The following is a 21,914-nucleotide window of genomic DNA, read 5'->3' as shown; positions in this document are numbered from 1 at the left end:
CTGCGCGCCGGCGGTTTGACCCGAGACCAGATTACACGACAGATGTTTGCCGATGTAATTTTCGTGGGAAAATGACCGACTTTTCGGACAATCCTGAACATCTCCGTCAGGCGGCTCCAGTCAAGCACCGGCACGCCCGGCATACGCGTGGCAGCGGCGGGCTTGCCGAGGATCTCCCGTCAGGGGGCCGGCCCTGCCGCCCTCCACCGCACGCATCCAAATAGCACGAAATATCCGCTTATTGCGTGCGCTTTTAGATGGCGTTTTATCGCAATAGAAGCGAGAAAAGGAGGCAGATAAGACAACTGCGTACAGGTCGGCGGTCAAGCCCCCGGACGCCGCTCGGAACGGGAGCGCTGATATGCCATGAAGCAGAAAGGGAGAACACGGCGGATAATCGCGGCGGTGTGCGCGATCGGATGCGTCGCCTGGCCGGTGCCGGCGACGGCGTCCGCCTCGGGGAGCATCGCGCTGAGGGCCGCGCTGGAGATGATCGGAGTGCCCTACTCGTGGGGCGGGGGCGGGGTGCACGGGCCCGGCTACGGCATCGGGCGGGGCGCCAGGACCAAGGGGTTCGACTGCTCGGGGCTGGCCGAGTACGCCTACGCGCGGGCGGGGATCCTCATCGGCACGACCACGACGGAGCAGTGGCGCTCAGGCGTACGAATACCTGAAGAGCTGCTGGAGCCAGGGGACCTGGTCTTCTACGACAGCGACACCAAGCGGCCCGGACCCGAGCACGTGGGGCTGGCCGTGGACCGGGAGCGGATGGTGCACGCTCCGTACACGGGCGCGCTCGTGCGGATCGACCCGCTCGACAGGCCTGACCTGCTCGGCGTGGTACGGCTGGACCTGGGCCGCGGGGATGCGGGGGTGTGAGCGTCCCGCTCACCGCCTGCCGTACGTCCCCTCGGGCACTCCTCACCCGAAGCGCGCGGGGGACGTACGGCCGCCGTTTGGTTCGAGGTCCGGGAGCCGGGCCGTGGTCTCGCGAGTCACCACGGCCGGCTTTCCCGCTCATCGAAGGGTGTTACTCGGCCTTGGCCTGGCCGTTCTCGATCTCGGTGTCCTTGTTGTGGTCGCCGACGGAAGGCTGGTTGTTGTTCAGCAGCTGGAGGTCGACCTCGTCCAGGATGTTGATGATCTCGACCTCGAGGTCGTTGACCGAGTGGTTCAGCACGTCGTTCAGCGCGTCGTCGATGATTTGGAACTGGGACAGCAGGGCCTGGCCCTTGTTGCTCGGGTTGGGGCCGACGCCTGCGGACGCGGCGGAAGCGGAGAACCCGAGGGCGGCGGCCGCGATAGCGGCACCGGCCAGAATACGACGGATCATTTTTTTGCTTTCCTCCATGGATCGGCGCGGGACTCCCGGCGCCGTTTTCATACGTGCATAGCTGTGAGGTGCCGCAGTCAACGATCGTGGCGGACATCGGAGATGGCAAACTCGAAATGCCCTCATGGAGGTCAAGGAGGCGCTTGGATTCTTTGGCACTGGATTTCGGCGACCGGAGAAGTCGTCGTTGAGTATCGGTGTCCGTGGATATCGGCGTCCGTGTCACTCACGATTCTCCCGGCCGGCTCCGGCACAAGCTCGGAGGCGTCTGCCGTACGTCCTCGGGTGACCTTGCTCCGTCACGCCGAGGACGTACGGCCGCCGAACACCTCAGTGCCCCGAAAGCCGCTCCGTGGCCTCGCGAGTCTCCACGATCAAGTTCTTTCGTGCACCTGGGAGAGAGGAGGGCGGTTGGCCACGCGGCCCGCTCCGGTGCGGTGCCGCCGCGCCTCCTCCGGCCTCCTGGACTTACTCGGACTTGGAGTGCCCGTTGTCGATCTCGGTGTCCTTGTTGTGGTCGCCGACGGAGGGCTGGTTGTTGTTCAGCGCCTGGACGTTGACCTCGTCGAGGATGTTGATGATCTCGACCTCGAGGTCGTTCAGCGAGTGGTTGGCGACGTCGTTCAGGATGTCGTCGATGATCTGGAACTGGCTCAGGATGGCCTGGCCGCCGTTGAACGGGTTGGGGCCGATGTCTGCGGACGCGGCGGTCGCGGAGAACCCGAATGCGGCGGCCGCGATAGCGGCACCGGCCAGAATACGACGGATCATGATTGCTTCCTCCATGGATCGGCGCGGAATTCGGCGCCATAGTCGTTCGTGCAGGGCTGTGAGGTGCCGCCAATAACAATTGCGGCGGGCGGCGGAACCCGCAACCCGGAAAGGCCTCATGGAGGTCAAGAAGCCGCCTCGATTTTTTGGTGTCAGGTTTTCGCGGTCAGGAAACCGGCATGCGTGCGGCACGGTCGCCCACCCGAAACATCGACGGCGCTTAAGTCTTTCCATGGCCTCGCGGATCGCCACCGCCGGCTCATTCGCATACGCGCGGGCGGGAGAGGGGCCGGGTCATGGCGCCCGGCCGCCGCCCCTTCCGTCCGTGGACGCCCTGGGCCTACTCGGAGCTGGCCTGGCCGTTGTCGATGTCGGTGTCCTTGTTGTGGTTGCCGACAGTGGGCTGGTTGTTGTTCAGCAGCGGAACGTTGACCTCGTCCAGGATGTTGATGATCTGGACTTCGATGTCGTTGGCCGAGTGGTTCAGCACCTTGTTCAGCGCATCGTCGATGATCTGGAACTGGCTGAGGATGTCGGCGCCCTCGTTGAACACGTTGGGGCCGACGTCGGCGGACGCGGCGGTCCCGGAGAACCCGAATGCGGCGGCCGCGATGGCGGCACCGGCCAGAATACGACGGATCATGATTGCTTTCCTCCGTGGATCGGCGCGGAATTCGGCGCCGTGGTCGTTCGTGCAGGGCTGTGAGGTGCCGCGAATAACCCTCACGGGATGCGACGAAAACCGCAACTCGGAAAGGCCTTGGCTAGGTCAAAGTGCCGCCTCCATTTTTTGGCCTCGGGTTTTCCCGGCCTGCCGCGGCACCGCCCTGTACAGGACTTCGGCGATCCGCCATTCAACCGGTGTTCCGGCCCGGCGAGACGTCCACGGGGAATTCGTTCACCGCTCTTTGGACAAAGTTCGACCGGCTCTTTGAGAGTTCTTCCGGCGCCGGCGCGTTTGCCGCCGGCGCCGGGTCACGACCCTTGCCCCAGGCGGTCGAGGGCGGCCGAGAGCCGCTGCAACGTCTCCAGGCACCGCCGGGCGTCCTCGGCCCCCAGCTCCCCCACGAGCCGGTCGGCGAACTCCTGGTGGCCGGGGTCGATCCTCGCGATCGCCTCCCGTCCGGCCTGCGTCGGCTGCAGCAGCTTGGCGCGCCGGTGCGCGGGGTTGGGCCGGTACTCGGCCAGGCCGCGCTCCACCAGCAGGTCCGCGATGCGCTGCACGCCCTGCCTGGTCATCCCCATGGCGCGGGCGATCCCCGCGACGGGCAGCGGCTCGCGCAGGACGGCGCCGAGCACCTGCCACCACGCGGCCGTCACCCCGGCCGGCCGCGCCAGCTCCTCGGCGACCTGCAGGAACTGCCCGTTGAGCCGGAAGGCCCCCAGCGCCAGGCCCGACAACAACTCGCCGCTCTCGCTCACGCCGCCATCAACACCTCGTAGGCCGAGGCGTCGCTCCTGGCGAACAGCCGGAACCAGGCGTCCAGCACCTCGGGCCGGTAGACGTCGAGCCGCCGGAACGCCTCCCTGGCGAAGGCCACCGGCTCGGTCGGGCCCGCCGTGACGAGATCGCCGTCGAGCACCGCGTCCCGGTCGAGGTAGTGCTTCGCTCCCGCGTACCCCTCCTGGGCATCCAGGTACTGCGGCACGGCGCTGGTGTGGTCGCGCTCGTCGAGCAGGCCCTCGCGGGCCAGCCCCGCCACGGCGCCGCAGATGGCGGCCACCGGCACCCCGGCGTCGAGGAACTCGCGGGCCTTGCGCGCGAACGGCGCCAGAGAGTCGCCCGCGTCCCACAGGTCGGCGCCGGGCAGGACGAGTAGCTCGCTGCCTGCCGGGGAGAGGTCTGCCAGCGCGAGATCGGGGGTGATGCGCAGGCCGCCCATGGTGACGACGGGGTCGGTCGTCAGGCCGACGGTGACGACCTCGTATCCGCCCGGCTCGCGATGGTAGTTGCCGTTGCGCAGGTGGGCGGTGAGGTGACCGGTCTCCCAGTCGGCGAGGGTGTCGTAGACGGCGTGGTGAACGATTCGCTTCATGACAGTATCTTGTCATTTCGACAGCATGCTGTCAATCGATAACCGTGGAAGGATAGGCCGCATGGCAGAGATCGTCGGCGGAGGACGTCCGGTCAACGACGCCGAGCGGCGCGTGATCGCTTATCTCCGTGACCACGCGCCCGCCGACTGGCTGCTGCTGCACAACGTCGAGGTCCCGCGCGGCTCCGACATCTTCGAGGTCGACCTGCTCGTGCTGACCGGCCACTCGCTCGTCGTGGTCGACGTCAAGGGCACCCGGGGGCGCATCGAGGTGTCCGGCACCCGCTGGTTCCCGCCGCGCAGGGAGGCGTTCGGGTCGCCGGTGACCAAGCTGCGCGGCACCGCCAAGGCGCTCAAGGGCCTGCTCATCTCCAGGGCCACCCAGCTGGAGCGCGTCTACGTCGACAGCCTGGTCGTGCTCACCTCGCCCGACGCCGAGCTGGTCGACCCGGCCGGGCGCGACGCGGTCAACGTCACCGACCTGCCCGGCCTGCTGCCCACGCTGAGCGACGTCTCGCGGGTCAGGCGCGGGTGCAGCCCCGACGCCAGGCCGTACCTCACCGCGATCCTCGACGCGCTCAACCAGACCGTACGCCGCAGCACGGCCCCGCCCAGGTACGGCAACTGGGAGGTCGAGGAGCAGCTCGGCGGCGACGCCAAGGTCACCGAGTACCGCGCGTTCAACGTCACGCTGCCGGGCAGCGAGACCGTGCTGCTGCGGGTCTACCAGGCCGACCCGCTGGCCGACCAGCAGGCGCGGGCGGCCGAGCGGCAGCGCATCGCCAACGCGTACCAGACGCTGGCCAGGATCCCGCCCCACCCGTGCGTGGCGCGCCCGCGCGACTTCTTCGCCATCGACGACGAGAGCCGGTTCGTGCTGGTGCTCGACGACGTCCACGGCGAGGCGCTGCACCTGGCGCTGGGCAAGGGCGCGCCGCTCGGCGTGATCCAGGACCTGCTGCGCGGGCTGGCCCACGCCCACGCCAACGGCGTCGTGCACCGGGCGCTCACCCCGGCCGCCGTGCTGGTCACCGACGACGGGCACGCCGTGCTGACCGGGTTCGACTACGCCAAGCCGGGGCCGCGCAACTACACCGTGGCCCACGAGCTGGGCAACATCCTCGACGCCGCGTACGTGGCGCCGGAGTGCCAGGAGCGGGCCGACCTCATGACGACCGCCTCCGACGTGTACTCCGCCGGCGTCATCGCCTTCCAGCTCCTCACCGGCCAGCTCCCGACCAGCGGCGACGCCCACGGGCCCGACGTGCCCGAGGTGGTGCGGCGGATGCTCGACCACTCCCCCGCCAAGCGCCCGTCGGCGGCCGAGGCGCTGGAGATGTCGCGCGGCGCCCCCGTCCAGGGCTCCCGGCTCAGGCGGTTCGTCCGCCGCATCGTGTCGCGCTCATGACCGTCCGGCTGCGCGGCTCCGCGGCGTGATCCGCGCGGGCCTCGGCTGAGGGCAGGCCGGGCAGCGAGAGGTGCCGCCCGGCCTACGCGCGCGTGATCGTGTCGAGGATGTCGATCACGTAGAGCATGGGCCGCGGCCCCGGTGACGGCACCGCCACCCGGCTGCCGACCCGCCGGCCCGCCAACGCGCCCGCCCAGGCCGCCGGCACCGACCCCGCCTCCAGCGTGAACGCGCTGGGCCCGCCCCGCCGGTACGAGGAGTCCACGACGGTCCTCGACGGCCACGACGCGGCCACGTACTGGACGACCACCCTCGAACCCGCCACGACCTCCGGGCCGGACCCGTCGATCAGGGTGCGCGGCGGCGCGTCGGGCGTGAGATCGGCGGGGACGACCGGCAGCGTACGGCCGACGAGGCGCGCGTCGGGCGGGTAGCCGCCCAGGATGTCGAAGACGAGCACCAGCGTGTCGGCGGGCGATACGCCGGTCAGCGGCACGTTCGGCCCCACGGCCTCCCCCGCCGGGCTGACCAGCATGACGCGGCTGCCGGCCGGCCGGCCGATGAGCGACTGCCGCCACGTCTCCGTCACCTGCCTGCCGTCGAAGACGACGGTGGTGGGCTGGTTGCCGTCGTGGGTGCTCAGGTACGGCCGATTGCCCGACCAGCGCCTGATGTCCACGTCGGCGAGCACCACGTCCCCCGGCACGGTACGGCGCCCGCTCCCGACCGACAGCACCGTGATCCGCGGGGTACGCCCCGGCTTGCCCTGGGGAATGGAGACGATCGGCTTGCTGCCGAACCTTCCCGTCACGACGGGTTGTGTGCCCTCCTCGGCCACACCGCACGAGGTGGTGAGCACGAGGAGCGCAGGCCAGAACAGACGCACGATTTCCTCCAGAACCAGATCCGAACGGGGCCGAATCCAGAGGAGTTACTTGCCGCATCCGCCCCAAGGAAAGCTTCGAGGCTCGCCATCTCACGACAAACTTGGACCGTGAGTAAGCCCAACCTGGCGCGGCGGGTCGCGGAGGCGGCCGAGATCGCGCTGACCACCCGCAAGTACGTGACGTTCATCGACGTGGTGACCGGCCTGCGCTGGCTGCACTCCAGGCACGTGGACACCTGGCGGCAGGGCAGGGCGGCCACGCTGGCGGAGCTGGCGGCCGTGGACGAGGACCGCCTGCTCACCGCGGCCGGCCTGCTGCGCGACTGGGCGCGGGCCAAGGGGCTGCGGCCGGTGGACACCCCGTACGTGGCCGGCACCCGCGACCGCCGCGAGCTGCGCTTCACCACCCGGCACGAGCAGGAGCCGTTCCGGGTGCACTGGCTCTCGCCCGACCTCAGCGAGGCCAGGGTGCGCCGGCTCACCGAGGCGCAGAGCAAGGCGCCCGACCTGGTGGCGGTGGCCCCGCTGGAGGCGTGGACGTGCGCGTCCTGCGCCGACACCGGCCCCTACCTGATCATGGAGGACGACCGGCCGCACTGCCTGACCTGCGCGGACCTGGATCACCTGGTGTTCCTGCCGTCGGGCAACGCGGCGCTCAGCCGCCGGGCCAAGCAGGAGAGCGGCCTGTCGGCGGTGGTCGTGCAGTACAACCGGCGGCGCAAGGTCTACCAGCGCATGGGCCTGCTGGTGGAGGAGGCCGCGCTGGCCGCGGCCGAGGAGCGCTGCCTGGCCGACGAGGAGGTACGGCTGCGCCGCCGTGAGCGCGATCGGGTGCGCAGGGCGGAGCAGGACGTCGAGTACCAGGCCGCGATGGCCGCCGAGATCGCCCGGCTGTTCCCCGGCTGCCCCGGCGAGCGGGCGCGGGAGATCGCCGAGCACGCAGGCCAGCGCGGCAGCGGCCGGGTGGGCAGGTCGGCGGCGGCCAGGGCGCTCGACGAAAACGCCATCACGCTCGCCGTGATCGCCTCGATCCGTCACCTCGACACCGACTACGACAACCTGCTCATGTCCGGCGTCCCCCGGATGGAGGCCCGCGAGCGGATCAGGGCCGGTATCGAACGCAGGCTCGAAGAGTTCCGCCGTCCGGGCTAAGGTCGGAAGCATGAGCGACGACTGGCACGACGTCAGGGAAGAGCTGCGCGCCTTCGCGCTCGGCCTGCCGGAGACCCACGAGGACCACCCCTGGGGCGAGACCGTCATCAAGGTCAACAAGAAGGTCTTCCTCTTCCTCGGCATCGACGAGCAGACCGAGAAGTGGGACCCCACGTTCGGCGTGAAGCTGCTGTCGGAGGCGCACGGCCACGCGCTGACCGTCGAGGGCGCCCAGCCCAGCGGCTACGGGCTGGGCAAGGCGGGCTGGGTGACCGTGCCGTTCCTGTCGCCGCTCCCGGAGACCGAGGTGCTGCTCGACTGGGTGGAGGAGAGCTACCGGGCCATCGCGCCCAAGCGGGCGGTCAAGGAGCTGGACCTCAGGTGACGGCCAGGCGGGTGGCGTACCTGTCGTCCCGCCACAGCTCCTTGTCCAGCACCTCCAGCAGCGTGGTCGCGGCGTCGTACACGTCGGTGTAGCCGATGTAGAGCGGTGCGAAGCCGAACCGCAGCACGTCCGGCGCCCGGAAGTCGCCGTGCACGCCCCGGTCGATCAGCGCCCGCATCACCGGATACCCGTCGGAGTGGCGCAGCGACACCTGGCTGCCCCGGGCGGCCGGGTCGGCGGGCGAGGCGAGTTCCAGCCGGTCGCCGACCAGCTCCACGAACAGCTCGCCCAGCGCCATGCTCTTGGCCCTGACCTGCGCCATGGGCACCCGCTCCCACACGTCCAGGGCCGCCTCCAGCCCCGCGAACGACAGCACGTGCGGGGTGCTCACCGCGAACCGCCGCACCCCCTCGGCCGGCCGGTAGCCGGTCTCGAACGCGAACGGCTCGGCGTGGCCGTACCAGCCGGACAGCACGTTCTCGGCGGCGGCCTGGTGGCGCGGGTTGACGTAGAGGAACGCGGGCGCGCCGGGACCGGCGTTCAGGTACTTGTACGTGCAGCCGACCGCGAAGTCCGCCTCCGAGACGTCCACCTCCATGGCGCCCACGCTGTGGCACACGTCCCACACGATGAGCGCGCCGGCGGCGTGCGCCTCGGCGGTGACAGCTCGCACGTCCTGGCGGGCGCCGGTGCGGTAGTCGACCTCCGACAGCAGCACCACGGCCGCGTCGTCGAAGCGCCGATCGGCCAGATCGCGCAGCTCGTAGCCGCCGAGCAGCGAGGCCAGCCCCTGCACCATGTAGTGGTCGGTGGGGAAGTTCCGCGTGTCGGAGACGATCACGCGCCGGTCCGGGCGCAGCCTCAGCGCCGCCGCCACGGCCTGGAAGACCGCGATCGAGGTGGTGTTGCCCACGACGACCTGGCCGGGGCCCGCGCCGATCAGCGGGGCGATCCGGTCGCCGGCGGTGAGCGGCTGCTCGTACCAGCCGGCGTGGTTCCAGCCACCGACGAGGTGCCTGCCCCACTCGTCCTCGACGGCCTGGCGCAGCCGCTCGGCGGCACGGCGGGGCGGCGCGCCGAGTGAGTTGCCGACGAGGTAGATCACCCCTTCCGGCAGCACGAACTCGTCCTTGAACTCCCGCAGCGGGTCCGCGGCGTCGAGCGCGAGGCACTGGTCGCGATCCAAGGTCACTCCCGTCATGGAGGGATGGTGGCAATCACCCTGTTCACCCCATTCTGGTACTGACGGGCGTACCAGTTCTGCACCGGGTTGTGCGCGGCGTCCAGCCGGAACGTGCCGCGCGGGCCCGCCAGCTCGCCCACCTCGCCCAGCGCGCGGGTCAGCTCGCCGCCCCTGGCCAGCGCCGCGTCGATGAGGCGCATGGCGTCCCAGCTCTGCAGGGCCACGGCGGACGGGTTCGCGCCGGTCCTGGCCCGCCACCTGGCCACGAACGCGGCGTTGTCCGGGTTGTCCAGCGCGGGCGAGTACATGCCGACGCTCGTGATGCCCTCGGCGTCCGGGCCGATGGCCCGCAGCACGTCCTCGTCCGTGAGGTTCATGCAGGCCAGCAGCTCGATCCGGGTGTCGTAGCCGAGCTGCTTGAACGTCCTGGCGAACGCGACCGCCTCGCCGCCGGCGTAGAACGCGAACAGCAGCCCCGCCTCGGGCGGGATCTGGTCGAGGTACGGCTTGAGGTCGGTCACCCGGCCGTGCGGGGTCAGGATGCGCTTGAGCGGCTCGGCCCCGTACCCCTCGGCGAAGCCGTCGAGCGTCTCGACGCCGGCCGAGTAGTCGGAGGCCATGAGCACCGCGCCGCGCCGCCCGTACCGCTCGGCGGCGTAGCGGCCCGCGGCCGAGCCGTGGGCGCGGTTGGTGTAGGAGACGCGGAAGACGTTCGGGCCGTCCAGCTCGTCGGAGCCGGCGTTGGCGACCACCACCGGCGTCCCTCCGGCGGCCTCGTCCACCACCGAGACGGCGACGGGCGAGGCGATCAGGCCGGTGAGCACGTCCACGCCCACGTCGTCGATCAGCCTCCTGGCCTCCTTCCTGGCCTGCTCGGAGCCGCCCCCGTCGTCGGCCACCACCAGCTCGGCCGCCCTGCCGCCCAGGCGGCCGCCGTGGTCGTCGAGGTAGAGCCGCATGGCGGTCTCCATGTCGTCGCCGAGCATGGCGTACACGCCCGTCTGCGAGATGATCGCGCCGATCTTGACCGGGAGCCTGTCCTCGTCGGGCGGCGGCACCGTCCCGCCGCAGCCGGCGGCCATCAGCACCGCCAGGCCGACCACCGCCTGGCCGACCACGGGCAGCCCCGGCACGGGTGCGCGCATGGGGAGGCTCCCTTCAGCCCAGGAACGCCTCGGCGTTGGCTGCGAGCAGCTTGGCGCGGGCCGTACCGGACAGGAAGGGGGCACGCCGGATCAGGTCACCGGAGGGTGACTCGCCCAGCGGGTAGGGAAAGTCGCTGCCGAGCATCACATGGTCCTCCCCGAGAGTGTCGACGAGCAGCCGCAGCGCGCGCTCGTCGAAGACGGCAGAGTCGACGCTGAACCTGCCGAGGTAGTGGGACGGCGGCCGTTCGGAGACGCCGACCAGGTCGTGCCTGCGGTGCCAGGCGTTCTCGAACCGGCCGAGCCAGAAGGCGAACGAGCCGCCGCCGTGCGCGAAGCAGATCCGCAGGGTGTCCGGCACGCGGTCGAACACGCCGCCGAGGATCATCGCCAGGATGGACAGGTGCGTCTCCGCCGGCATGCCCACCAGCCACTGCGCCATCCACCGCTCGACGCGCGGCCCCGCGGACATGTCCCACGGGTGCACGAAGACAGGAACGTTCCTTTCCGCGCAGTGCTGGAGGAACTGCACGACCCCGGGGTCGTCGAGGTCGCGGTCGCCGGCGTGGTTGCCGATCTCCACGCCCCGGTGCCCGGCGGCCACGCAGCGGTCGAGCTCCGCACAGGCCAGGTCCGGGTCCTGCAGCGGCACCTGGCAGAACGGGATCAGCCGCGGGTCCGCGCAGATCTCCAGCGCCAGGTCGTTGAAGACCTTCGCGATCCGTACGCCCTGCGCGGCCGGCCGGTCGTAGCCGAAGAAGACGGGGGTGGGCGAGACCACCTGCCGGTCCACGCCGTCCTGGTCCATGCGTTCCAGCCGGACTCGCGGATCCCAGCAGTCATCCTGAATTTTCCGGAAATCACGGTCGTTGACGAGGATCGTCGCCTCGCGCTCCGAGTCGATCCTCAGCCGGGGCGCCCCGGGCCAGCCCAGCTCGGGCCAGCCCCTGGGCACGAAGTGCGTGTGTACGTCGATGGACATTCAGCCCTTGCCAGGATGTAGCGCGCCGCATTGACCGCAGGTACGGGCCTTCTCGTCGCCGTAGAACGCCTCGAAGACGGGCGGCAGGTCCTTGACGATGTCACGTACCTGCAGCTCGACCTCGTGCACCAGGGCACCGCACTCCATGCAGTACCACTGGAACCTCTCCAGCTCGCCCTCCGGCCTGATCCGCTCGACCACCAGGCCCACGGACCCGGCCTCCGGCCGCTGCGGCGAGTGCGGCATCCGCGGCGGCAGCAGCCACATCTGGCCCTCGCGGATGTGCACGGTCTCCGGGCCCTTCTCCGTGACCACGTTCACGTGCATGTTGCCGCGCACCTGGTAGAACAGCTCTTCGTACGGATCCACGTGGAAGTCCGTCCTGGAGTTGGGCCCGCCGACCACCATCACGATGAAGTCGTTCGCCGCCTCGAAGACGACCTTGTTGCCGACCGGCGGCTTGAGCAGGTGGGCGTGCTCGTCGATCCACGCGGTGAAGTCGATGGGAGGGATCATGAGATCTCCTGGGGGTGATAGGCGACGGCTTGCATCTCGATGAGCAGGTGCGGGTGCGGGAGCTGGTGCACCGCGACCGTGGTCCTAGTGGGGCCCTCCTCGTCGAAGAACTCGGCGTAGACCTCGTTGTAGCCCTTGAAGTCGTTCATGCTCACCAGGTACGTGGTGATCTGCACCAGGTCGGCCAGCGAGCCGCCGGCGGCCTTGAGTATGTCGCCGATGTTCTCGATGACGGCCCTGGTCTGGGCGCGGATGTCCAGGCTCGTCGCGCCGTACTTGTCCACCTCGACGCCCACGAACGTGTCGTCGGGGCGCCGGCAGCTCGTGCCCGAGACGTACAGGAAGTCACCGGCCCGCTTGACGTGCGGGAACCTGCCTCGCGGGGTGGCCTTGCCGGGCACGCGCATGGCCTTCGGCCGTACTTGGGGGTTCACTTGCCGAACACCGCCCGCACCGGGCCCAGCCCCTCGATCCGCGCCTCGAACACGTCACCCGGCTCGACCGGCACCACCGGCCCGAGCGCGCCGGTCAGCACCACGTCACCGGCCCGCAGCGGGTATTCGGTGCGGCCCAGGCGGGTGGCCAGCCAGACGGCGGCGTTGAGCGGGTGCCCCAGGCACACCTCGCCCGAGCCGGTCGAGACCTCCTGGCCGCCCCGCGTCATCGTCATCCGCGCCGCCCGCAGGTCCAGCCCGAGCAGCGGGACGGGCGTGCCGCCGAGCACGAACGCGCCCGCCGAGGCGTTGTCCGCGATCGTGTCGACCAGCTTGATGTCCCAGCCGGCGATCCGCGAGTCGGCGATCTCGATCGCCGGCAGCGCGAACTCCACCGCCCTGATCACGTCGGCCACCGTGAACGGGCCGCCCTTCAGGTCCCTGCCGAGCACCAGCGCGATCTCGGCCTCGGCCTTCGGCTGCAGGAACCGGTCCGGCGGGATGGGCTGCCCGTCGCAGTAGCAGGCGTCGGCGAACAGCATGCCGAAGTCCGGCTGGTCGATGCCGAGCTGCTGCTGCAGCGTCGTGTTCGTCAGGCCGATCTTCCTGCCGACCGGCCGCCGCCCCGCGCCGAGCGCCTGCCTCGTGCCCAGCTCCTGCACGGCGTACGCGTCGGCCGCCGTGCCCACCAGGTCCCTGATCGGCGCGCAGGGCAGGCCGGTACGCGCCGCCTCGGCCAGCCGGTCGGCCGCCTGGGCGCGCGCGTCCACTGCCTGGGACCATTCGTCATGCATCGGGCTGCTCCAGTTTGATGGTGATCGTGGTGGGTTCGGAGTAGAAGTCGAGCGAGCGGGTGCCGCCCTCCCTGCCGATGCCCGACAGCTTCACACCGCCGAACGGGGTACGCAGGTCGCGCAGGTACCACGTGTTGACCCAGACGAGCCCCGCCTCCAGGCGCTGGGCCACGCGATGGGCGCGGTCGAGGTTCGTGGTCCACAGCGTGGCGGCCAGGCCGTACTCGCTGCCGTTGGCCAGGTCGACGGCCTCGGCCTCGCTGTCGAAGGGGGCGACGTGGCACACGGGACCGAAGATCTCTTCTCTGTTGAACCTCGACCATTCAGACAAGCCTGTCACCACCGTCGGCTCCACGAAATAGCCGGAATCGCGATGATCGCCGAACACGGGGACACTGCCTCCTGCGAGCACCTTGGCTCCCTCCGAGCGGGCCAAGGCGTAGTAGGAGAGCACCTTCTCACGGTGCTCCGCCGAGATCATGGGCTGGAGTTCCACCTCCTGGGCACGAACCGCCAGCCGGGCGCAGAAGTCCTCGAAGATCGAGCGGTGCACGTAGACGCGCTCGGTGCACAGGCAGACCTGGCCGCCGTTGGTGAAGACCGACTTCACCGTGCCCTCGACCGCCTTGTCCAGGTCGCAGTCCTCGAAGACCAGCGCCGCGTTCTTGCCGCCCAGCTCGAACGAGATCGGCTTGACCCGGTCGGCCACCGACTTCATGATCGCCGACCCCGTGCCGGTCGAGCCGGTGAACGTCACGGCGTTCACCCCGGGATGCTCGACCAGGAGCTGGCCGGCCGAGCCGTACCCGAAGATGATGTTGACCACGCCGGGCGGCAGGCCGGCCTCGGCGCAGAGCTCGGCGAACACGGCGGCAGAGCCGGGCGTCTGCTCCGACGGCTTGACGACGACCGTGTTGCCCGCGACCAGGGCGGGCGCCAGCTTCCAGGTCATGAGCAGGAACGGCAGGTTCCACGGGACGATCACCGCGACCACGCCCAGCGGCCTGCGCACGGTGTAGCTGAGCATGCCCGACAGGTGGAAGGCGTCCTCCGGACGCTGCGCGGCGATCTCGGCGAAGGCGCGGAAGTTGGCGATGCCGCGCGGGATGTCGAGGGTACGGGTCTGGTCGAGCGGCTTGCCCGTGTCGGCGATCTCCGCCGCCACCAGGTCGTCGAAGCGCGCCTCGATGCCCTCGGCCAGCCGCCGCATCCACCCGGCGCGCTCGCCGACAGGCATCGCCGCCCAGTCGCGGGCCGCCTCTCTCGCCGCCCGCACCGCCCGGTCGACCACCTCGGGATCAGCCTCGTGGACCTGCCTGACCACCGCGCCCGTGACCGGGTCATGGACGGGGAACGCCTTGCCCGCGGCCACCGGCTGGCCACCGATGAAATGGGTCAGCACAACTGTCTCCTCATTTCTCCCTCGCCTCCCGGTATAGATCGTTGTGCGGCTCGTGGACAACAGGATGTTCCGGGACACGGAACCTCCGATCGCATCGTCTCGCCCGAACGCGGCGCGCGCCATGAGCGATGCTGGTGGACATGCAGACCCGTACAGATCACATCGCCGCCCACGACGGCACCTTCGACGTCCACGTGTGGCTGCCCGACTCCGGCTCGGGCCCCGGCATCCTCCTGGTCCAGGAGGTCTACGGCGTGGGCCCGTACATCGAGAAGGTCGCCGCCGACCTGGCCTCGCGCGGCTACGTGGTGGCCGCGCCGGATCTGTTCTGGCGCCTGCGGCCGAACTGGCTGGGCGAGCACACGCCCGAGGGCACGCAGGCCGCGATCGAGCTGTCCCAGGGCTTCGACCTCGCGCACGGCGTGTCCGACTGCGCGCTCACGGTGGCCCATCTGAGCGCCATGCCGGAGGTGAGCGGCGGCGTGGGAGCGCTCGGCTTCTGCCTGGGCGGCTCGGTGGACTACATGCTCGCCACCCAGGTCGAGCTGGCCGCGGTGCTGTCCTTCTACGGCTCGGCCGTGCCCGACGCGACCGGGCTGATGGAGCGCATCCAGTCGCCGCTGCTGCTGGTGTTCGGGGGCAGCGATCCGTACATTCCGCGCGAGCGGGTGGCCGCCGTGGAGAAGGCCGCCGAGGGCCGGCCGAACGTGGTCATGTACGTCGAGGAGGAAGCCGGGCACGCCTTCCACAACAGCGAGTCGCCGATGTTCCACCAGCCGGAGCCCGCGGCGCGCGCCTGGGAGGTGGCGATCGCGTTTCTGAACGAGCATCTGCCCGCCCGGTGACCTGTCCGTCAGGACAGCTTCCGGTATCCCTAGATCAACCGCCATGATGTGCGAATGGCGCGGACGTGGGAATTGTGGGGAAACGTCATTATTGCTGGTACCTTTGCACTCCCCCTGGGCTTGCTAGCAATCATGCTCCTCTCCCGCCACCGCGCCCGCGCCGGCCATCCCGCGCCCCTGCGCGCCTCCCTCGCCGACGTCGGCATCCTGGTCGGGACGGCGCCGTGGATATGGATGATCCTGACCCCGTCGGACGGCCCCTCAGGGGTGAACCTCGTGCCGTTCACCGACCTCGCGGACCTGGCCGCAGCACCGTGGGAGGCGGTGTTGGTGCAGGTCGGAGGCAACCTGCTGGTGTTCGCCGCGCTGGGCGCGCTGCTGCCGGTCCGCAGCCGCGCGATGTCCTCACTCGGCCGCGTTGCGGCGGTCGCGGCGGCATTTTCGGTCCTGGTCGAGGCCCTCCAGTACGTGTTCCGTCTGGGGCGTCTGTCCTCCGTGGACGACGTCATCCTCAATGCGGCAGGTGCGGTGATCTTCGCTTTGGTTACTCGCCGCTGGTGGGCCCGGTCGAATACCGGCCGGGATCGTTCCACGATTACGGTCAGCTAAAACATTCCGGAATTCACCACTCGGGCACGATCCTCTCAAAATCTGCCCGCGACCATGGCCTGCTTCTGTGCGATCGTGGACAAGACGGGGCAAGTTCTCTGGAGACGCCACAACCTGGTTGGTGACAGAGGGTGATCAAAGTTGTCTGAATCCCCGGTACCCCACGAGCCCCCTATCTATCGACGCATCGCCGACGGCCTCCGCGCCCGGATTCTGTCCGGCGAACTGCGCGACGGGGACCGACTACCGGGCGAGAACGCGCTTATGGCCGAATACGCAATCGCACGAGCCACCGCCAGGCAGGCGCTTGCCGTACTCATCAACGAAGGGCTGGCGGTGCCCAGACGAGGCTCGGGGGTTTACGTGCGGCTGTTCAAACCGATCCGCAGGCACGGCTCACGCCGCCTGTCACGAGAGCAGTGGGGCCAGGGACGGGCCATCTGGGACGCCGACACCCGCGGCCGCCCCTTCGCCGTCGACGCGTTAGAGGTGATGTTGGAGCGGGCCACCGAGGATGTGGCCGCCGTGCTGGAGAGCGGCGAGGTCTGGGTACGCCGGCGCCGCTACTCGGTCGACACCAGGCCCGTGCAACTGGCCACCTCCTACTTCCCCGCCCGGCTGGTGGAGGGCAGCGCGATCACCCTCGCCGACACCGGCCCCGGCGGCGTCTACGCCAGGCTCAGCGACCTGGGCCTGCCCCCCGCCCACTTCACCGAGGAGGTACGGGCCCGCATGCCCAGCCCGCGCGAGACCAGGCTGCTCGACCTGCCCGCCGGCACGCCGGTCATCGTGATCGCGCGCACGGCGTACACGTCGGGCGGGCTGCCGATCGAGCTCAACGAGATGGTGCTGGACTCCGCGGCGTACGTACTCCAGTACGACTTCGACGCCTGATTCAAGCCGATCTGTCAAGCGATAGGTTGACCTGTCCCTGACGATCATTGTGCTCTCTAGAGAAGTGCCGCATCTTCTAAGGAGATGGAACCTCGCCTGGGGGCCCGGGAAAGGTGGACAGCGATGTCCTTTGATCGGCATCTCGCCGAGATCGCCCGGGAGTACCCCCAGTGGACCATCTGGCGGAGCGACGCCGGCCGCTGGTGGGCCACGAGACACCATCCGCTCAGCGCGGCGCAGCGCGATGCCGGATGTGCGATGACCATCGACGCGGACGACCCGGACGGCCTGCGCGACCGGCTCCGGGACCAGGAAAGGCGGGCCGGCGAGCAGCGTACGTGGCGAGCCGGGCCCGCACCACCCTGACGCGGGGCCCGTGCGGCCCGCGTCCACGAGCAGCCCGGTGCCGGGTCCAGCGTCTCGGCGGCCCCGGTACCGGGCCCCCACATTCAGGAGGGGCCACGAACGCGGAAGTCTCCGACCCGATCGGGGGCGGGGGCTTCCGCTCCCTCCACCCCTAGGGTGTGGGCATGCTGTTCGAACGGCGGTTGCGTGAAGGCGTACAGAACGGATCGATCACCCTCGCCTTCAGGCGCTGGAAGCGTGCCCAGGTCACGGCGGGTGGGCGGTATCGCATGGGCTCCGGCCTGATGGCCGAGGTCACCTCGGTGGCGGTGACCTCGGCCGCGGACGTGACGGAGGGGGACGCCAGGGCGGCGGGCTATCCCGGCCGCGCCGCCCTCCTGGCGGACCTCGACGCGCGCGGCCACGACCCGATCCACCGGGTCGGCCTGCGCCTGGTGACCGAGCCCGACCCGCGCGACGTGCTGGCCGCCACCGCCTCCCTGACCGCCGGCGACGTCGCGGAGCTGGACAGGCGCCTGGACCGGATGGGGCCGTGGGCGGTGCGCACGCTGGAGCTCATCGCGGAGCGCCCCGGGGTCAGGGCCGGGGACCTGGCGCCCGAGGTGGGGCAGGAGCTCGCCCGCTTCAAGCTGAACGTGCGCAGGCTCAAGGAGCTCGGGCTGACGATCAGCCTGGAGACCGGCTACCGGCTCTCACCCCGGGGCGAGGCGTACCTGTCGGCCAGGGGTTGAGCCGCTACTTGCGCGACTCGGAGAGGCGGCCGATGTTCACGTCCGTGTCGTCGGAGATGACACCCTCCCGCTGCTCGGGCTCGTCCTCCTTGACGATCACCCGCACGGTCTGCTCGGGGTCCTCGTCGTTCTGCGGCGCGGGCGGCTCGGGCTGGGCGGGCTGGACGGGCTGGGCGGGCTGGGCGGGCTGGGCGGGCTGGGCGGGCTGGGCGGGGGGAGCCTGCTGGGCGGGCGGGGCGATGGCCTCGGGTACCAGCGGCCCCGCGTTCGCCTCGGCCCGCATGAGGTCGCCCAGCACCGAGCTGATCTCCGTCAGCCGCCGCACCACCTCCGTGTGCGTGTTGCTCAGGTACTCCACCCGGCGCCCCGCCTGCTCGTCCAGCGCCGCGGCCCGCTGGTGCGCGGTGGCCAGCATGTTCTCGGCCTCCTTGTGCGCCCCGGACAGCGCCTGCTCGGCCTGCGCGCCGGCGGACTGCATGAGCTGCTCGGACTCGGCCCTGGCCATGGTGACCGTGCGCTCGGCCTCCGCCCTGGCCTCCTGCAGCGTCTCCTCGGCCTCGGTGCGGGCGGAGGTGAGCTGCTCCTCCGCGTCGCTGCCCGCCTGGGCCAGCATGCGCTCGGCCGCCTGGGTGGCCTCGCTCACCCGCCGCTCGGCCTCGGCCTGGGCGGAGGTCAGGATCTTGTCGGCCGTCTCACGGGAGGTGGTGACGAGCCGCTCGGCCTCGGACTTGGCCGCGTCGCGCACGCTGGCGGCCTCGGCCTCCGCGTCCTCGCGCTTGGCCGCGGCCTCCTCCTCCCCGAGCCTGAGGATCTGCGCGAGCCGGGGGCTGAGGTCCTCGTAGCTCTGCGGCGTCTCGACCATGCGCCGCCTGGCCTCGGCCAGCTCGATGCGGCCCTGCTCCGCCTGCTCGATGGCCCGTGCCAGCCGCTCCTCCAGATCCCTTATCTGGTTACGGGTGCGGATGATGTAGTCGTGGACCTGGCGGCGGTTGTAGCCGCGCATCACGACCTCGAAGGTGTCCTCTTGCATCAGATCGGGAATGCTCTCGTGCTGGTTCATCATGGCGATTACCTGGGGGTTTCGTCGTGAGGCGGGGGAAAACTAGCGGGTTGTGAGGGTCTGGCAACGGGACGTCAGGAAACGACTTTCCTGCCATCTGCCCACGTCCGCAACCCGAACGCCATACCCCGAGCTGGAATTACGATGTCTCGAATGTACATAGCAGCGTTGGACAACGGAGCAGTCCCGGACATACACCCTGAAGCGTACATAGCGCCTGGTGCGGTCGTGGTCGGCAACGTACGCGTGGGCCGGGCGTCCAGCATCTGGTACGGCTCCGTACTGCGCGGGGACGACGAACGGATCGAGATCGGCGCGGAGTGCAACGTGCAGGACCTGTCGTGCCTGCACTCCGACCCGGGCGAGCCCGCGATCCTGGAGGACCGCGTCAGCCTGGGCCACAAGGCCATGGTCCACGGCGCCCACGTGGAGTCCGGCGCGCTGATCGGCATCGGCGCGATCGTGCTGGGCGGCGCCCGCGTCGGCGCGGGCACCCTGGTGGCGGCCGGAGCCCTCGTGGGCCCCGGCAAGAAGATCCCGGCAGGCGTGCTGGTCGCGGGCGTGCCCGGCAAGATCGTACGCGAGCTCACCGACGACGACCGCGACTCCTTCGCCCGCACGCCGGACAACTACCAGGCCAAGGCGCTCAGGCACCGGCAGGCGTCATCGCTTTGACCAAGACGGCGTCCGACACCGACGCCGGGTTGAGCGGGTCGGCGTAGTCAGGCAGCTCCGGCCTCAGGAAACGGACGAAGTCGACCGTGAGCTTGAGGTCGGGCGTGCCCTTGACCTGCTTGGCGTTGCCCTTGGTCGCGTCCTTCTTGAGCGTGCTGTAGCTGTCCCAGTCGGTGTAGGCGGTCACGCCCCACTGGAGCACGTCGGGCAGGTTGGACGGCCAGCGCTGGGCCACCTTCCACGTGCCCTTGTCCTCCTTGTAGAGCGCGACGAAGACCCGGCCGACCCTGGCCAGCGCGAGGTCCACCCAGCCGCTCTTGACGGCGATCTCCTTGGGCTTGGAGCTGCCGTCCTGGGTGAGCTTCGCCTCGACCTGGCCGCTCTTCTCGGCGGTGCCGGTGGTGACCGAGACCCAGTTGGGCTTGGCGTACGAGCCCGGCTGGCGGGCCATGAGGCCCCCGAGCGAGAACTTCCGCTTGGGCTGGCCGCCGCTCTTGCCCTCGACCTTGACCCGGGCGTGCATGACGATGTCGCCGGCGAGCTCCTGGTAGACGAAGGGCCCGCGGAAGCCGTCGAACCAGGCGGAGACGTCGGGCTCCAGGTACATGGCGCCGTTCACGGTCTTGTTCACGTCGTACTTGTTCAGCCGGTCGACGTCCTTCTCGGTCTCGCTGAGCTTGGACCACATCTCCAGGTCGGCCGCGTCGTCGAACTCCGTGGAGGCCTCGCCCACCTCCCCGCCGGGAGCCGGCGGGGTGGCGTTCTGTAGCGTGAGAATGCCGGGTCCGGTGGGTGTCGGCTGCGCCACTGTCGTCGTACCGCAACCGGAGAGCACGCCAACGACCGCCAACGTCCCTGCAACCTTCGCCCTCATAGCGGCCATTCTGCCGTGAAATGCCGATGGATGATCCGAGTACCCCCAGTACGATGACCGCCGTGCCACCCTGGGATGCGTTCACCGCCACGGAGGCGGAGGTCCGCGCGATGGTCGCGGACCCGCGCTGGCGAGGGCTTTCCGTGCCCGACCGCGCCCACGTGCTGGCTGCCAGGATTCTGGTGAGCCCGGACGGCGACCGCTGGTTGTTCGGCGCGCACGCGCGCTGGCACCTGCACGACCCCGCCGACGGCCGCTGGCATCCGGCCCCGCCGCCGCGCGGCACGCGGGTGCGCCGGGTCACGCACGCCGCGGCGGTCCTGCCCGGCGCCGTGGTGCCGCCGGGCCACGACTTCCACGCCGAGCCCGGCTCCACCCAGTCGTTCGTCGGCCCTGACGTGCCAGAGCGCCTCACAGAGCAGCTCAGGGTCCTGGTACGCGGCTGCGGGCGCAAGTCCGAGCTGGACTACCCGCTGTCGGCCTTCGGCGAGATCTTCGCCACGGACGTGCCGAGCACGGTGGCGGCCGTGTGGGGCACGATCATGTGGTGCGCGTACGCGCCCGCCTTCGACGGCAACGAGCGGCTGATCACCGTCTTCGGCGAGTACCTGCGCCGTTCCCTGCCCGGCGACGAGTGGGTGCGCTGGTTGCAGGCGCCGCCCCTGCTCGATCTCGTCACGCTGGTGGCCGAGCGGATGCGGGCGGGGCGTCCCCGCGCCGCGCTCAGGCTGGCCGCGGTGATGGCCGACACGGCCCAGATCCTGCTGCTGGACACCCGGTTCAGGCCGCGGGCGCTGGCGCTGCTCACGATGGTGGAGCCGCTGCTGCGCCGGCCTCGCTTCGGCGACCCGTACGAGGACGACGCGGCGATGCGCAGGGAGTGGCTGGAGCGCTGCCCCGCCCGCCTGAGCCGGGCGCTGCTCGTGGAGAGCGACCCCGGGGCGCACTTCTCCCACACGGTCTACGACCTCGTGGACGCCCTGTCGTTCACGCCGGAGCCGCGCCGGGCCGCGGCCGCGTTCCTGGCCGACCTGTCCGACTCCAAGGGGGCGCTGCCCGGCCGGCTGGACCACCGGCTGCGAATGGCGTACGAGGAGCTGCGGCACGCGGGTCTCACGGGCACGTCCGCGGCCGAGACGACGCAGCCGGAGGGTTTCCCCGTCCGTACGGGCGAGGCCGCGCCGGTGTTCGAGGTGGAGCCGCCTGACAGGGGAAGCGCGGCGGCGGTGCTCGGGGCCGCGTACGCCATGGGGCTGGCGTGGGGCCGGCTGACGGGGGCCAAGCTCCCGGAGCACGGCCTGGCGGGGCAGTCGGCACTCGTACGGAAGATCGTCCACGAACGGGACGACCACCACACAGGGCACATGTAAACCACTAATGCCGCTATTTCCCCCTTACTCCTCCTATATCGTTCTAACCCCCCAGATAACAGC

26 protein-coding genes are annotated in these 21,914 nt (G+C 70.3%); 11 read left to right on the top strand and 15 right to left on the bottom strand.

Annotated features, from left to right (window positions below; translation table 11 throughout):
* Positions 1–405 precede the first annotated feature (405 nt).
* Positions 406–879 carry a C40 family peptidase gene (locus HD593_RS00230; RefSeq protein WP_185100120.1) on the top strand — a complete coding sequence of 158 codons (474 nt, stop codon included), beginning with the start codon at positions 406–408 and terminating at the stop codon, positions 877–879.
* A gap of 151 nt (positions 880–1,030) precedes the next feature.
* Here HD593_RS00230 and HD593_RS00225 read toward each other — a convergent pair whose 3' ends face one another.
* The 5 genes from HD593_RS00225 to HD593_RS00205 all read right to left on the bottom strand — a co-directional run bounded on the left by HD593_RS00225 (position 1,031) and on the right by HD593_RS00205 (position 4,140).
* On the bottom strand, positions 1,031–1,333 hold the full coding sequence (locus HD593_RS00225) for a hypothetical protein (protein WP_185100119.1): 303 nt from the start codon (positions 1,331–1,333) through the stop codon (positions 1,031–1,033).
* A gap of 468 nt (positions 1,334–1,801) precedes the next feature.
* Positions 1,802–2,104 carry a hypothetical protein gene (locus HD593_RS00220; protein ID WP_185100118.1) on the bottom strand — a complete coding sequence of 101 codons (303 nt, stop codon included), beginning with the start codon at positions 2,102–2,104 and terminating at the stop codon, positions 1,802–1,804.
* A gap of 340 nt (positions 2,105–2,444) precedes the next feature.
* Positions 2,445–2,747 (bottom strand): hypothetical protein, encoded by a 303-nt coding sequence (locus tag HD593_RS00215; protein ID WP_185100117.1) that lies wholly within the window; start codon positions 2,745–2,747, stop codon positions 2,445–2,447.
* A 332-nt stretch (positions 2,748–3,079) separates the two neighbouring features.
* Positions 3,080–3,526 carry a MarR family winged helix-turn-helix transcriptional regulator gene (locus HD593_RS00210; protein WP_185100116.1) on the bottom strand — a complete coding sequence of 149 codons (447 nt, stop codon included), beginning with the start codon at positions 3,524–3,526 and terminating at the stop codon, positions 3,080–3,082.
* Positions 3,523–4,140, bottom strand: coding sequence for a DJ-1/PfpI family protein (locus HD593_RS00205; RefSeq protein ID WP_185100115.1), 618 nt, complete (start codon positions 4,138–4,140; stop codon positions 3,523–3,525). Before HD593_RS00205 ends, HD593_RS00210 begins: the two co-directional genes overlap by 4 nt.
* A gap of 61 nt (positions 4,141–4,201) precedes the next feature.
* On the opposite strand from HD593_RS00205, the gene mads6 reads away from it, so the two are divergent.
* Positions 4,202–5,548 (top strand): methylation-associated defense system protein kinase MAD6, encoded by a 1,347-nt coding sequence (gene mads6 / locus HD593_RS00200; RefSeq protein ID WP_185100114.1) that lies wholly within the window; start codon positions 4,202–4,204, stop codon positions 5,546–5,548.
* A gap of 82 nt (positions 5,549–5,630) precedes the next feature.
* On the opposite strand, the gene HD593_RS00195 is transcribed toward mads6, so the two are convergent.
* Positions 5,631–6,434, bottom strand: coding sequence for an FKBP-type peptidyl-prolyl cis-trans isomerase (locus HD593_RS00195; RefSeq protein ID WP_185100113.1), 804 nt, complete (start codon positions 6,432–6,434; stop codon positions 5,631–5,633).
* Positions 6,435–6,542: 108 nt separating this feature from the next.
* On the opposite strand from HD593_RS00195, the gene HD593_RS00190 reads away from it, so the two are divergent.
* Both HD593_RS00190 and HD593_RS00185 read left to right on the top strand, forming a co-directional pair.
* On the top strand, positions 6,543–7,586 hold the full coding sequence (locus HD593_RS00190) for a DUF2293 domain-containing protein (protein WP_185100112.1): 1,044 nt from the start codon (positions 6,543–6,545) through the stop codon (positions 7,584–7,586).
* Positions 7,587–7,596: 10 nt separating this feature from the next.
* Positions 7,597–7,971: an MmcQ/YjbR family DNA-binding protein gene (locus HD593_RS00185; RefSeq protein WP_185100111.1), complete on the top strand. Its 375-nt coding sequence runs from the start codon at positions 7,597–7,599 to the stop codon at positions 7,969–7,971.
* On the opposite strand, the gene kynU is transcribed toward HD593_RS00185, so the two are convergent.
* The 7 genes from kynU to HD593_RS00150 are packed head-to-tail and all read right to left on the bottom strand — an operon-like array spanning position 7,964 to position 14,427.
* Positions 7,964–9,172 (bottom strand): kynureninase, encoded by a 1,209-nt coding sequence (gene kynU / locus HD593_RS00180; RefSeq protein WP_185100110.1) that lies wholly within the window; start codon positions 9,170–9,172, stop codon positions 7,964–7,966. The two genes, HD593_RS00185 and kynU, sit on opposite strands and share 8 nt — an antisense overlap.
* Positions 9,169–10,299, bottom strand: coding sequence for an ABC transporter substrate-binding protein (locus HD593_RS00175; protein WP_185100109.1), 1,131 nt, complete (start codon positions 10,297–10,299; stop codon positions 9,169–9,171). Before HD593_RS00175 ends, kynU begins: the two co-directional genes overlap by 4 nt.
* Positions 10,300–10,312: 13 nt before the next feature.
* A complete protein-coding gene (locus tag HD593_RS00170) occupies positions 10,313–11,281 on the bottom strand; it encodes an amidohydrolase family protein (RefSeq protein ID WP_185100108.1) in 969 nt (322 codons plus the stop codon).
* Positions 11,282–11,797, bottom strand: coding sequence for a 3-hydroxyanthranilate 3,4-dioxygenase (locus HD593_RS00165; RefSeq protein ID WP_185100107.1), 516 nt, complete (start codon positions 11,795–11,797; stop codon positions 11,282–11,284).
* The gene (locus HD593_RS00160) at positions 11,794–12,231 is read right to left on the bottom strand and encodes a RidA family protein (RefSeq protein ID WP_312903293.1); all 438 of its coding nucleotides are present in this window, start codon (positions 12,229–12,231) and stop codon (positions 11,794–11,796) included. The genes HD593_RS00165 and HD593_RS00160 overlap by 4 nt, the downstream gene beginning before the upstream one ends.
* A complete protein-coding gene (locus tag HD593_RS00155; RefSeq protein WP_185100106.1) occupies positions 12,228–13,025 on the bottom strand; it encodes a 2-keto-4-pentenoate hydratase in 798 nt (265 codons plus the stop codon). The genes HD593_RS00160 and HD593_RS00155 overlap by 4 nt, the downstream gene beginning before the upstream one ends.
* On the bottom strand, positions 13,018–14,427 hold the full coding sequence (locus tag HD593_RS00150; RefSeq protein ID WP_312903292.1) for an aldehyde dehydrogenase family protein: 1,410 nt from the start codon (positions 14,425–14,427) through the stop codon (positions 13,018–13,020). Before HD593_RS00150 ends, HD593_RS00155 begins: the two co-directional genes overlap by 8 nt.
* 140 nt (positions 14,428–14,567) lie before the next feature.
* Between HD593_RS00150 and HD593_RS00145 the strand changes: the two genes are divergently transcribed.
* The 5 genes from HD593_RS00145 (at position 14,568) to HD593_RS00125 (ending at position 17,872) form a co-directional block, all read left to right on the top strand.
* Positions 14,568–15,272: a dienelactone hydrolase family protein gene (locus HD593_RS00145; RefSeq protein ID WP_185100104.1), complete on the top strand. Its 705-nt coding sequence runs from the start codon at positions 14,568–14,570 to the stop codon at positions 15,270–15,272.
* 54 nt (positions 15,273–15,326) lie between these two features.
* Positions 15,327–15,881 carry a VanZ family protein gene (locus tag HD593_RS00140; RefSeq protein WP_185100103.1) on the top strand — a complete coding sequence of 185 codons (555 nt, stop codon included), beginning with the start codon at positions 15,327–15,329 and terminating at the stop codon, positions 15,879–15,881.
* A 141-nt stretch (positions 15,882–16,022) separates the two neighbouring features.
* Positions 16,023–16,775: a GntR family transcriptional regulator gene (locus tag HD593_RS00135; RefSeq protein WP_185100102.1), complete on the top strand. Its 753-nt coding sequence runs from the start codon at positions 16,023–16,025 to the stop codon at positions 16,773–16,775.
* Between the two features lie 123 nt (positions 16,776–16,898).
* Positions 16,899–17,141: a hypothetical protein gene (locus tag HD593_RS00130; protein WP_185100101.1), complete on the top strand. Its 243-nt coding sequence runs from the start codon at positions 16,899–16,901 to the stop codon at positions 17,139–17,141.
* Between the two features lie 164 nt (positions 17,142–17,305).
* Positions 17,306–17,872: a hypothetical protein gene (locus tag HD593_RS00125; RefSeq protein WP_185100100.1), complete on the top strand. Its 567-nt coding sequence runs from the start codon at positions 17,306–17,308 to the stop codon at positions 17,870–17,872.
* A 4-nt stretch (positions 17,873–17,876) separates the two neighbouring features.
* Here the strand turns inward: HD593_RS00125 and HD593_RS00120 are convergent, their stop codons facing one another.
* Complete coding sequence (locus HD593_RS00120; RefSeq protein ID WP_185100099.1) at positions 17,877–18,935, bottom strand: coiled-coil domain-containing protein; 1,059 nt, start codon at positions 18,933–18,935, stop codon at positions 17,877–17,879.
* Between the two features lie 150 nt (positions 18,936–19,085).
* Between HD593_RS00120 and HD593_RS00115 the strand changes: the two genes are divergently transcribed.
* Positions 19,086–19,607, top strand: coding sequence for a gamma carbonic anhydrase family protein (locus HD593_RS00115; protein WP_379478844.1), 522 nt, complete (start codon positions 19,086–19,088; stop codon positions 19,605–19,607).
* Here the strand turns inward: HD593_RS00115 and HD593_RS00110 are convergent.
* On the bottom strand, positions 19,579–20,340 hold the full coding sequence (locus HD593_RS00110; RefSeq protein WP_185100097.1) for a hypothetical protein: 762 nt from the start codon (positions 20,338–20,340) through the stop codon (positions 19,579–19,581). The genes HD593_RS00115 and HD593_RS00110 overlap by 29 nt on opposite strands.
* Positions 20,341–20,534: 194 nt before the next feature.
* On the opposite strand from HD593_RS00110, the gene HD593_RS00105 reads away from it, so the two are divergent.
* The gene (locus HD593_RS00105; protein ID WP_221524549.1) at positions 20,535–21,851 is read left to right on the top strand and encodes a hypothetical protein; all 1,317 of its coding nucleotides are present in this window, start codon (positions 20,535–20,537) and stop codon (positions 21,849–21,851) included.
* The last annotated feature ends 63 nt before the right edge of the window (positions 21,852–21,914 follow it).

The organism is Nonomuraea rubra (assembly GCF_014207985.1).
Lineage (GTDB): Bacteria > Actinomycetota > Actinomycetes > Streptosporangiales > Streptosporangiaceae > Nonomuraea > Nonomuraea rubra.
The sequence above is the reverse complement of the archived record's forward strand: the minus strand, read 5'-3'. Positions and strand labels throughout refer to the sequence as shown.